This is a genomic window from Streptomyces sp. NPDC005820, assembly GCF_040630255.1.
Classification (GTDB): Bacteria; Actinomycetota; Actinomycetes; order Streptomycetales; family Streptomycetaceae; genus Streptomyces.
In genome coordinates, this window is sequence record NZ_JBEXXE010000100.1 from 1 (window position 1) to 11,124 (window position 11,124).

General features: G+C 68.4%; 11 protein-coding genes. 2 read left to right on the forward strand and 9 right to left on the reverse strand.

Annotated features, from left to right (window positions below; translation table 11 throughout):
- Positions 1 to 230: 230 nt before the first annotated feature.
- The 8 genes from ABZ464_RS51390 to ABZ464_RS51425 all read right to left on the reverse strand — a co-directional run bounded on the left by ABZ464_RS51390 (position 231) and on the right by ABZ464_RS51425 (position 7,680).
- Positions 231 to 527 carry a hypothetical protein gene (locus ABZ464_RS51390; protein ID WP_359289821.1) on the reverse strand — a complete coding sequence of 99 codons (297 nt, stop codon included), beginning with the start codon at positions 525 to 527 and terminating at the stop codon, positions 231 to 233.
- A 410-nt stretch (positions 528 to 937) separates the two neighbouring features.
- Complete coding sequence (locus ABZ464_RS51395; RefSeq protein WP_359289823.1) at positions 938 to 1,453, reverse strand: hypothetical protein; 516 nt, start codon at positions 1,451 to 1,453, stop codon at positions 938 to 940.
- 52 nt (positions 1,454 to 1,505) lie between these two features.
- Positions 1,506 to 2,384, reverse strand: a complete 879-nt coding sequence (locus ABZ464_RS51400; protein WP_359289825.1) for an alpha/beta hydrolase — start codon at positions 2,382 to 2,384, stop codon at positions 1,506 to 1,508.
- Between the two features lie 336 nt (positions 2,385 to 2,720).
- Positions 2,721 to 3,071 (reverse strand): UBP-type zinc finger domain-containing protein, encoded by a 351-nt coding sequence (locus tag ABZ464_RS51405; RefSeq protein ID WP_359289826.1) that lies wholly within the window; start codon positions 3,069 to 3,071, stop codon positions 2,721 to 2,723.
- The gene (locus ABZ464_RS51410; protein ID WP_359289828.1) at positions 3,068 to 4,540 is read right to left on the reverse strand and encodes an ATP-binding protein; all 1,473 of its coding nucleotides are present in this window, start codon (positions 4,538 to 4,540) and stop codon (positions 3,068 to 3,070) included. The genes ABZ464_RS51405 and ABZ464_RS51410 overlap by 4 nt, the downstream gene beginning before the upstream one ends.
- A complete protein-coding gene (locus ABZ464_RS51415; protein WP_359289830.1) occupies positions 4,537 to 6,213 on the reverse strand; it encodes an FAD-dependent oxidoreductase in 1,677 nt (558 codons plus the stop codon). Before ABZ464_RS51415 ends, ABZ464_RS51410 begins: the two co-directional genes overlap by 4 nt.
- Positions 6,214 to 6,340: 127 nt before the next feature.
- Entirely contained in the window at positions 6,341 to 7,156 is an 816-nt protein-coding gene (locus tag ABZ464_RS51420) for an oxidoreductase (protein ID WP_359289832.1), read from the reverse strand.
- A gap of 191 nt (positions 7,157 to 7,347) precedes the next feature.
- The gene (locus ABZ464_RS51425; RefSeq protein WP_359289840.1) at positions 7,348 to 7,680 is read right to left on the reverse strand and encodes a hypothetical protein; all 333 of its coding nucleotides are present in this window, start codon (positions 7,678 to 7,680) and stop codon (positions 7,348 to 7,350) included.
- Between the two features lie 329 nt (positions 7,681 to 8,009).
- Here ABZ464_RS51425 and ABZ464_RS51430 point away from each other — a divergent pair, with 329 nt between their 5' ends.
- Positions 8,010 to 8,780, forward strand: coding sequence for a methyltransferase domain-containing protein (locus ABZ464_RS51430; RefSeq protein ID WP_359289834.1), 771 nt, complete (start codon positions 8,010 to 8,012; stop codon positions 8,778 to 8,780).
- Between the two features lie 410 nt (positions 8,781 to 9,190).
- Positions 9,191 to 9,313, forward strand: a complete 123-nt coding sequence (locus tag ABZ464_RS51435) for a hypothetical protein (RefSeq protein ID WP_359289836.1) — start codon at positions 9,191 to 9,193, stop codon at positions 9,311 to 9,313.
- A gap of 492 nt (positions 9,314 to 9,805) precedes the next feature.
- Here the strand turns inward: ABZ464_RS51435 and ABZ464_RS51440 are convergent, their stop codons facing one another.
- Positions 9,806 to 10,810 (reverse strand): NAD(P)H-binding protein, encoded by a 1,005-nt coding sequence (locus ABZ464_RS51440; protein ID WP_359289838.1) that lies wholly within the window; start codon positions 10,808 to 10,810, stop codon positions 9,806 to 9,808.
- Positions 10,811 to 11,124: the final 314 nt, after the last annotated feature.

Genomic DNA, 11,124 nt, shown 5'->3' on the forward strand with positions numbered 1-11,124 from the left:
ACAGCCGTGGCCTCCTGCTCTTCCTTGTCGGTCATGGTTCGGTCAGCCCTTCGAGTTCCGGGTGGTTGCAGGGGGTCAGCTGTTCAGAAAGCCCAGGATGTGATCGGCGACCGTCGTGGGCTGTCGTGGAGAGTCCGGCCCGAGGAGTTCAAAGGCATGGGTTGCCCTCAATCGCGCCAGGTGTGCACGCGGCCTGTCGGGTGAGCTCAGGACCGTTGTGGACTGAACAGTCAGAAACCTAGGCGGTTCTGTACTGAGTTGTCAAGTGTGGCGGGGCGGCCCTCACCCACCGCGACGATGCCCGGAATGCCGAGTTTGAGCTTCTGGGTGATCATGGGCTTGGCCGGCAGCAAGGCACCGATCGGGGCGGGGGCCGCGAAGGTGGCGTTCACGTACATCACCCAGCGCCACGACGCCCATTCGGTGAGCATGCCGCTGGCCAGTAGCCCGAACCGCTCGATGGTTTCGGGCCGGTAGATGCCGGCGAAGGCCTCGCCGAGGCGAACAGCAGAAGACCGTAGTGCCACGTTCTGATCGAGGCGGCGGTGCTGACGGTGTCCAAGCAGGTCGGGGTAGGCAGAGGTCGTTGCGGCACTGGGTCGCCCAGGCCGAGATTGACCGCGGTGGGGCGCCCGGGGTCCCGATCGAGGAGAACGAGGAGATCCGCTGGCTGCGGGCGGACCGAACAAGCCGAAGCAAGCACTGGGTCGACGCCCGCTTCTTCGGCATGTGCAACAGGGCCAGGCGAGACCGGTGGGTCTTCGGCGAGCCGCAGCAATGTGGCGGTCCTGCCCGAACAGGCCGCGCCGACGACGATGCCCCTCATCGGAAAGGGGCGGTTCGGCAGGACCGCCCCCGATGGGCCACCAGCCCGCTACGCTCCCGACGATGCCTCTGACCAGGTCAGGCAGCGGCGAAAGTGCTAGAGGGCCAAGGTTCAGGCCGTGATCAGCTCCGGTGGTACAGGCAGGGCCATGAGCCGGAGCAGTTCAGCGACTTTGGCGTCGAGTTGTGCTCCGACCTCGGCGATGCGGGGATCGCCGAAGCTGGCGAATTTGCTCGACGGCTGGTCGATGCTGAACTGCACGTGGCCGGAGGCGGTCTCGTGGATCGCGGTGCGCAGCGGGGCGTACAGGATGGTGCCGGGGTCGTGCCGGAACATGGTTTCCGCGATGACGTTGTTTCCCATCATGTACGTGACGGCACGCAGTCGGTGTCCCGACAGTCGCATCACCGGCATCGGATCCAGCGTCCAATAGATGGCAAACGAATGAGGTGTGCGTGCGGCGATGTAGGCCTGCAACGCCGCGAGGTCGCCCGTGCCGACCACCTCGGTGAGTTCGGCGAAATCGATGGCAGGTACCAGCGATTCGTAGCGCCGGCGGACGTCGTCGAAGGAGTCGTCGGTGTCGATGACGAGGCGGTTGACGAGGTGGGGGACGGCCTGAGTCATGGCTCTTTCCCATGTCTGGATGGGGATGGGCGGGAGTGCCGGTCGTTTGGGGTCAGGCCGCGTCGAGCAGGATGCGTGCCATCTCGTCGGGGCGCTCCAAGGCGGAGAAGTGGCCGGTGCGGGGCACGGTGATGCGTTGGACGTCGGTCAGCGCGTTGGCCACTCGGTCTCGCTCGGCGGGCTTGGACCAGTCGTTCTCGCTGTAGACGAGGGTGACGGGTGCCGACACGCGCGGGTAGCGCTCGCGGGCCCGGTCGAATCCCTTGAGGCTGCGGAAGATCCCCCGGGCCACCTTGTCGTAGCCCTTGCGACGGCCGCTCCTCAGCAGCTCGGTGATGAAGTCCTCGGGCAGCTTGGTCTTGTCGACGTAGCCGCCCTGCAGGATGGCCCGAAAGATGGGCCGCGGCTCTTGGGTGGCGAAGAAGGGGCCCAGGACGGGCATCCGCACGCTGGAGATGATGACGCGGGCGATCAAGTTTCCGCGTTCGCCGCCCTGGGGGTAGTCGTAGCTGTTGAACGCCACGACCCGGCTGACGCGGTCCTTCAGGTCGATCGATGCCGACAGGGACAGGGCGCCGCCGAGTGATTCGCCCGACAGGGTGACGTCGTGCAGGTCCAGTCCGCGGACGAATTCGACGACCGCGGCCCGCAGTTGTGGCTCCTCGTACTGTGCGCCGGGGACGATGTCGGACCATCCCATCCCGGGCAGGTCCAGCGCGTAGATGGTGTAGTGGTCCCACAGCTGCGGGATCACCCGCTGGAAGTAGTCGAGCTGGCCGCGCACGGTGTGCATGAGCACGAGGGCGGGGCCGGTGCCCACTGTGTAGTAGCGCAGCCGCGAGCCATCGGCCCGGGTGAAGAACCGCACCTCGCCGCGGCCGTTGCTCCAGGTTCTCGCGTACGTCGCGTCGGGTGACTCGTTGCGTTCCATGGGTCTGTCCTTTCAGGGGAGGAGAATGCCGCAATATGGGCATTTTCCCCATTTCACTGGTCTGTGAAGTTGATCAGGTGTAAAGAGGTGCGGTCGCCCGAGGTGCGGTCGCCCGAAGCGTTCTGTCGCAGAGGCCCGCGGGGGCCGGGTCGGTGATCTGGTGAAGTGTCTGCCGGTCGCACGTCTTGGCCATGACCCGCAGCCCGGCGCGGGTGTTCTGCGAGAGCAGCGCTCGCGCTTTGGAGTCGACGTCCTGGCCGACGTCGTCACCGTCCCGCTGCCCCTGCCGGACGCGGGCGGCTGACGTCCACCACTGGCAGCCCTGGTCGGCCGGGCTCAGCGCAGCGTGTCCTTCCAGTTCGCCGGCACGCGCCCCGCCGGTCCCGGCGCGGGCTGGTCGGCGGGGTGGGCGTCCGGGGGAGCCAGGGCCGGACCGGACTCGTCCAGCTCGGACGTCTCGAAGTTCCAGAACCAGGTCTCGCCCGGCTCGTAACTGCGGATCACCGGGTGGCCGGTGTCCCGGAAGTGGGCGGTGGCGTGCTTGGCGGGTGAGTCGTCGCAGCAGCCGATGTGGCCGCACTGGGCGCAGCGCCGCAGATGGAACCACCAGCCGCCGTCGGCGTCGCACTCGACGCATCCGGCACCGCTGGGCGGGACGCTGGGGTCGATGCCGGTGTCCTTGGTCATGAGGGCTCCTGGGCCGGGTCGGGGACGGTGTCGGGCTCGGTGGCGGTGAGGGGGAGCAGCACCTGGAAGCGGGTGTCGCCGGGTACGGACTCGACTTTCAGGTCACCGTGGTGCTTGTTGACGACGATCCGCCAGGAGATGTCGAGCCCCAGCCCCGTGCCCTCGCCCACCGGCTTGGTGGTGAAGAAGGGATCGAAGATCCGTCCCCTGATGTCCGGCGGCACTCCGGGGCCGGTGTCCCGGAACTCCACGAGCAGCCGGTCGTGTTCGAGGGCCGTCCGGACGGTCAACGTCCCTTCGCCGCCCGCGCTCTTGATGGCGAAGACGGCGTTGTCGATCAGGTTGGTCCACACCTGGTTCAGTTCGGCCGGGTAGGCCGGAATCCTCGGCACCGAACGGTCGTACTCCTTCACGACCTCGACCTGTGGACCGATCTTGCCCGACAGCATCAGCAGCGTGCTGTCGAGGAGTTCGTGGACATCGGCGACCTGGTAGGGGGCGCGGTCCAGCTGCGAGTACTGCTTGGCGGCATCCACGAGGTGCGAGATACGGGTGGTGGAGTCCTCGATCTCGGACATCAACAGCTCGGCCTCGACCGTGTAGGTGAGCCACCCGATGGCACTCTGCAGGATCTCCTCCTGGTCGCATGCCGCCGCGATCTGCTCCAGCCAGCCGACGTCGAGACCGCCCTGCACGAAGGTCGGCGCGATCTGCCAGCCGTCCTGGACACCGTGGTCGTCCAGCCAGTCGGCGAGTTCGTCCTCCCGGTCGGACGCTTCGAGCGGGCCGAGTGCCGGCGCCTTGGAGACCCGCTCGGCCGTACGCTCCTGGAGGTCGACCAGGGCCTTCAGGACGTCGTGGTGGTAGTCGCCCGAGGCGATGACGCCGAGCTTGTTGCGCATGTGCGCGACCCGGTCCCTGAGCGACGAGGTGGCCCGTACGGCCGCCGCGGCCGGGTTGTTGAGCTCATGGGTGAGACCCGCGGACAGCGAGCCCAGCGCGAGCAGCCGTTCGCGCTGCCCGACGGCCCGCTGAAAGGTCTGCGAACCGAGGAAGAGCCCCTCCAGGAGATGGATCGCCATCGGAAACCACTCGTGCATGAAGCTCGCGAACGATTCGGCAGGCAGCACGAAGAACCGCGTCGGCTCGGTCACTCGCAGCGAGTTCATGTACCGCTGCGGTTTCCCGTCCCCGACGTACGCCATCACGGCCCCCGCGTACACCCCTGGCTGGGACGTGCGGCTCACCTCGATGTCGTCGCTGCCCACCCGGCGCGACATGACGACCGCGCCCTCGATCATCACGTAGAAGCAGGCCGCCGGGTCACCTTCGGTGAACACCGGCCCGGGCTCGAACAGTTCGACCCGTCCCGCGCTGCACAGCCTGTCGAGCTGCTCGGTGCTGAGCTTCTCGAAGAGGAACAGCGAGCTGATCTCCGCCGCGTTGCACGGCATCAACTGCCCGCTCATGACTGCTCCAGATATCGGTGGACGAGCATCACGGCCATGGCTCCCTCTCCGACGGCGGACGCGACCCGCTTGGCGGACTCCGCGCGCGCGTCCCCGGCGACGAACACGCCGGGGATGTTGGTCTCCAGGTGGTACGGCGGCCGGTCCAGCTCCCAGTTGGCCGGTGGCCGCCCGTCGGGGGTGAGGTCGGGCCCGGCGAGGATGAACCCGCGCTCGTCCCTCAGTACCGTGCCGTCCAGCCATTCGGTCAGCGGGGCGGCGCCGATGAACACGAACAGCCACTGCGCGTCGACCCGTTCGGTCTGCCCGCTCGTCGTGTCGCGCAACGTCAGCTGTTCCAGTTGGTTGTCGCCGTGTGCGGCCTCGACGACCGTGTGGGCTCGTACAAAGATGTTCGGCGACTCGGCGATCTGCTGGATCAGGTAGTGGGACATCGACGCGGTGAGGTCCGCTCCGCGCACCAGCAGGGTGACCGACTTGGCGCCCCGGGACAGGTACATGGCGGCCTGTCCGGCCGAGTTGGCGCCGCCGACGATGTACACGTCGTGGCCGTGGCAGGCGGCGGCCTCGGTGAGTGCGGACCCGTAGAACACCCCGCGGCCCGACAGCTCGTCGGCGCCCGGCGCCTGAAGCTGCCGGTAGGACACACCGGTCGCCAGGATCACGCTGTGCGCCGCGATCTGCGACCCGTCCGCGAACCGTACGAGCCGCGCCGCCCCGCTGCTCTCCAGACCGCTCACTTCACGGGCGGTGAGAATCTCGGCGCCGAACTTGGTTGCCTGGCGTCGCGCCCGGTCGGTGAGCTGGCCGCCGGACACCCCGTCCGGGAAGCCCAGGTAGTTCTCGATCCGCGAACTCTGTCCGGCCTGTCCGCCGGTCGCCGAGCGCTCCACGAGCACGGTCCGCAGTCCCTCCGAGGCCCCGTACACGGCCGCGCCCAGCCCGGCCGGGCCGCCGCCGATGACGACCAGGTCGTAGAAGTCCGCGGTCGGAGTCGTCGCCAGCCCCACGTGCGCGGCCAGTTCCAGTACCTCCGGCTCGACGAGCGCCGTACCGTCCGCCGTGATCACCACCGGCAGCCGCTGCCCGTCCTGCCCGGCCGCCGCGAGCAACCGCTGCCCCTCGGGCTCCTCGGTGGAGTACCAGCGGTACGGCACCTGGTTGCGCGCCAGGAACTCCCGCACGTCCGACGAACGGGCCGACCACCTGTGACCGACGACCTTCGTGGCGGGCACGGGCCGGTAGTCGCTGCACCGCCACGCCTCCAGCAGGTCGTCGAGGACCGGGTAGAGCTTCTCCTCCGGCGGGTCCCACGGCTTGAGGAGGTAGTGGTCGAGGTCGACGACGTTGATCGCGTCGATCGCCGCGTTCGAGTCCGCGTACGCGGTCAGCAGCACACGCCGGGCGCCCGGATAGAGGTCCAGGGCCTGTTCGAGGAACTCGATGCCGTTCATCTGCGGCATCCGGTAGTCGGCCAGGATCACCGCCACGAGGTCACCGCGCAGCTTCAGCTCCCGCAGCGCCTCCAGCGCGGACTCACCGGACTCCGCGCGCACGATCCGGTACGAGGCGCCGTAGCGCCGCCGCAGGTCACGGGCGACAGCCCGGGACACCCCGGGATCGTCGTCCACGGTCAGGATGACGGTCCGCGCCGATTCGGTGGCCTGTGCCATAGGTCTTCCATCCCGAGTGATCGGATCACCGGTCGGCGCCGACTCGGTGCTCGGAGTGCTGGTGCTGGCTTCGGTGTCTCTGGTTCTTGACACGTGTGTCTCCTCAGGCGCCGGGTGTACTGCGGAGTCAGCCCGCCAGTCGGTTGAGCTTGCGGATTTGTCCGTCGAAGGCGCTCGAGGGCACGATCCGGCGCAGGAGGCTGACGCGTTTGGCCATCGGGCCGGCGGTGTACCGGAGCTTGGGCTTGGAATCGGTGGCGGCCGCGACGATCACCTTCGCGACAACGTCCGGGCCGTCGGCGTTGCGCACGGCCGTGGCCAGCACGTCTCTGGAGACCTCCCGCTGTGCGGCGTAGATGGGCAGGGGCGAGTCGGGTGCCATGCTGCTCGCCTCGAAACTCGTGCTTGTGTAGGCCGGCTCGACCAACAGCATCCGGACGCCGTGCTCGCGAAGCTCGTGGTCGACGGACTCGGAGTAGCCCTCGACCGCATGCTTGGTGGCGGCGTAGACGGCCATGAAGGGGGCCGGGATCAGACCGAGGACCGAGGAGACGTTGAGTACGCGGCCACTGCCCTGGGCGCGCATATGGGGCAGCACTGCGTTGGTCATCCGCATCAGGCCGAAGACGTTGATGTCGAACACCTCCTTGGCCTGGCTGATCGAGCTCTCCTCGCCGGCGCCGACCGCGCCCACGCCCGCGTTGTTGACCAGGACGTCGATCCGGCCGAACCGATCGATCACCTCTCCGACGAGGGCGCGGACCGAGTCGTCGCTTGACACGTCGAGATCGAGGAACGTCACCCCGGCGAGCGGCTCCGCTTTCGCCGCGTTGCGGCTCGTGCCGACCACCGCGAAGCCGGCGCCCACGAGGGCGAGCGCCGCCGCCCGCCCGATCCCGGAGGACGCGCCCGTCACGAGGGCCACGGGGGGAACTGTCTGCATGGTCGTTCCTTCGGTTGTGGGCACGACTTTGTCGTGTGCTGTGCGGGGTCGCCTGTGCTGAGGCCCACACGGTCCGCACCGGCCCTGCAAGCCCGGACCAAGCCTGTCCGGCAAGCTCAGGACGGTTGTTTACCGAACAGTCGGAAACCTAGGCAGTTCTGTACTGGGTTGTCAAGTACGGCGGGTCGGCTTTACCTTTCTTTGTGGTCGCGACGGCGGTGGCCGAGTGTGCGCGAGCGGCGCAGCAGGGGAACGCACAGCACCCCGTCGTCGTCGGCCACGATCACGTCACCATGTCGGACGGTGGTGCCGGCGACCAAGGCGACAACGGCGGGCGCGGTCACCGGGCCGGGGTCGGCCTTCACCGTGCCCTGCGCCGAGACCCCTGGCTGACAGGCAGGGAAGCCTATTGCCGTCAGCTCGGACGGGCCATGTGGTCCGGCGCGGTCATGCAGCCATCGCCTTGGTCTCGACGTCGAGCACGGGTGTGATGGCCAGCAACAGGTCGGCGGTGAACCCCGCAGACCTTGGCTGGCGCTGTTCGAACAGGAACCCCCGGGCGGCGACGAGCGGCAGGTGCTCGGGGGTGGCCGTGGTCTGGGCGATCCTGCGCGTCAGCAGGGGGTCGCCTGTGCCTGGTTGTGGTCCCGGTTTTACGGGTCATTCGCCAGGTGGGTGAGGAGGACGTCAGGCTGACGCTCGCGCAGGATGACGACGACCGGACCGGTCGCCGATTCGTCGACGCCCAGTGGGAGTCCGTACCGCTGCCCCATCCGCGGGGACGGCACCCACCTCCACGAGGGCACCGAGGCGGAACATGGGCATGTTGACATTGAGTCGTAGCCTGGCATCCATGTCCCAGAATCAGGAAGCGGTGGAAAAGCACCGCGCCACCGAGGCCATGCTGGCCGTCCTCGACGCGGTAGACCAGATGCCGAGCGCCAGCCTGCTGCGGGCCCGCTCCTATGAACTGCTGTCTCTTGTCCCGGGCTCGTCTGTCGTGGACGTCGGCTGCGGTGCCGGGCGGGCCGTCGCCGAGTTGGCCGAGCGTGGCGTCCACGCGGTGGGCGTGGATCCCGATCCGTGGATTCTGGCCGCGGCCCGGGAGCGGTGGCCGGGGGCCGAGTTCCGGGAGGCGGGGGCGGAGGATCTGCCGCTCGCCGACGGAAGTGTGCGCGGCTACCGTGCCGACAAGGTCTTCCAATTTCTTCAGGAGCCGTGGCGCGCGGTGGCGGAAGCGCGGCGCGTCCTCTGCCCGGGCGGCAGGATCGTCCTGGTCGGGCAGGACTGGGACGCCATCATGGTCGACTCCGATGATGCGGCGCTCACCCGCACGATCGTGCACGCCCGTGCCGACCTCCTGGGCACGCCCCGCGCCGGCCGTCAGTACCGCAGCCTGCTCCTGGACGGCGGTTTCAACGACGTCACCGTCGAGGTGCACACCAGCGTGTTCACCGATCCTGCGATGCTGTCGTTGGCCACCATGCTCGCCGAGGGGGCCTGCACGAGCGGTGTGGTCGGCCGTGACCAGGCCGATGAGTGGCTCGCCGAACAGCGCCGACGCGCCGAGGCCGGCCGCTTCCTGGTCGCCATTCCGTTCTTCGTGGCTGCCGCCTCCGCCTAGAGATCAGATGGAGCACGGGCTGCGGGGGTCCGCTTTACCGGGGAACGGTGACCACGCCTGTCAGGCACTCGTGGCCGACGTGGGTTTCCCTGGCCAGCTGGGGGTGGCCCCCTTCCGTGCGAGACGCCTGGTCATGAGGGTGATGGCTGGCCCAGGTGCATAAAGGAGGCCGCCCCCGACCAGGAGGTCATTTTCACCGTCCACGAGCTCAAGCGTCTGGACCGCGACGCCGCCGATCTGATGACCCTCTCCGGCCGGCTTCAGGCCGCCGGCTTACAGGTCGAACTTCTCGCCGGCCCGCTCAGCGGCATCTACGGTCCAGGCGGCATGGGCGCGATGTTTCTTCGCAGTCCTGGCCGCCGCCCAGATCGAGCGCAACTACATCCCGGGAGAAGACCCTGGCGGGCCATGTGACCGCCGCGGCCAAGGGCAACCACGGCGGACGGCCGAAGGTCATCGACGACGACATGCTCGCCTTCGCCCGCGCACTGAAGGACAAAGGCGTCCCCGTCCCGAGATCGCGAAGAAGCTGACCATCAAGACCGGTAAGAACGCCGGACAGCACCCCTCGGTCGCCTCCGTCTACCGCGCGCTCGCAGAAGCCGAGGAGACCGGCGCCCAGGCCGGGCCGGAGATCATCGCCTCGCGCCGGCCGACCCGGGTGGACCTCACTTGGCCCGGAAGCGGCACCGCCGACGCGGTGGGCACGGTCGCTGAACAGGCCGAGGGCCAAGCGAACGACGTCGTGGCCGCGCTGCTCGCGCATGCCCGACACCAAGGGGAGCACGCGTGATCCCCTTGGTGTCGCAGCGTACGAAGGGCCCCGGGGCACTCGGAGCCGAACCCCCTGGCCGGATCGGCCCGTTCGGCCGCTGGCCCGATCCCGCGAGGACGAGGGCCACGACCAGTCCGACAAGGAAGAGCTGGCTCCGAAAGCTACTCAGGGGTTCCTAGTCATCCGGTTCCTCGCTCGTCAACAGGGCCCCTTGTTCGCCCGCGTGGCGTCATGTTCTGCTTCGGAGCGCTCACTGGCTCGGGGCAACCGCCAGTTCGCGCAGGCGAGTGTTGTTCTGCAGCGCCCACCGCATGGTCCGCGGTGCGCGCCCGAGCAGGGTTTCCAGTTGGTCGGAGAGGACGTCGTACCGCCCGCCGGCTACCAGCCTGGCCTGGATTCCCAGGTGCGCCGCCACGTGCTGGGCCACAGCCGGATCGCCCAGGGCCTTCTGCAGGTTCTCGTCCATGAAGGCCTCGCTCCAGGCCTCCACTTCCTCAGGGATGTAGGTGACCTGGCGTCCCAGCGCGGCTGTGTAGTCCTCAGCGAACCCGTACATGTTTTTCAGCTCCGGGCCGGTGAGTGCGTAGGACTTCGAGATGTGCGGTGCGGGGTCGACCAGCATCTTCACGCACACCTCTGCCAGGTCGTGAACGGCGATGGGCGCGAGCCGCTGGCTGCCGTAGGGCAGGCGCAGTTCACCGTTGCTCAGCGGGCCCAGTTGCATCCAGGTCAGGTGGGGGGACTCGGCGAACATGGTTGCACGCACGTTGACGGTCGGGAGGCCGGACCAGTCCAGCACCTGCTCGCAGACCCAGTGCGCCCGCTGCTGCGGTGACCAGTCCGTGGCCAGTCCGCCGAGCCAGGAACGCCGCTCCTCATCCGGTGTGGTCATCTTCTCGAACGTCATGTACGACTGCTCGTAGTTGGACAGGTGCACGAAGGCCTCGATGTCGCCCTGAGCTCGCGCCGCCGCGGCCATCAAGGTGAGGGCATCGGGGTAGTACGGCTGCACGCTCATGCTGAAGTAGATGCGCCGGACACCCTTCAGCGCGGCGGCCACGTCCGCGAGGTTGAGCAGGTCGCCGACGAAGACCTCAGCCCCGGCCTCGCGCAGCGACTGCGCGCGTTCGTCGTCGCGTCGCACGAACGCGCGCACCGGGTGGCCCTGTTCGAGCAGCATGTCGACCATCACCCTGCTCACGCCACCGACTTGGCCGCCGGCGCCGGTGATCAGAATGGGATTGCGCTCCGTCATTGTTGTGTCCTCTATCTGGTGGGGGTGGGTCGGCCGTTCAGGAGGCCGAGGATGTGGGGTCGTCGAGGCGGGTGAGGAAGTCGAGGAGGGTGGCGTTTACCTCGGCGCGACGCTCCTGCTGCCTTGCTTGGTGGGTATGACTGAAGACCGTCTGGGAACTGGGATCTCAGGGTTTGGGGATCATGGTGTGGCCGCTTGGGGGCTTGCTTGGGCGGTCTTCTGGAGGGCTGCGTCGGTGTCGGCGATGGCGAGTGTCTTGTTGATGTCGGCGCCGGCCAGTGCGCCGGCTGCTGCGGAGGCTCCGACCTGGGCGA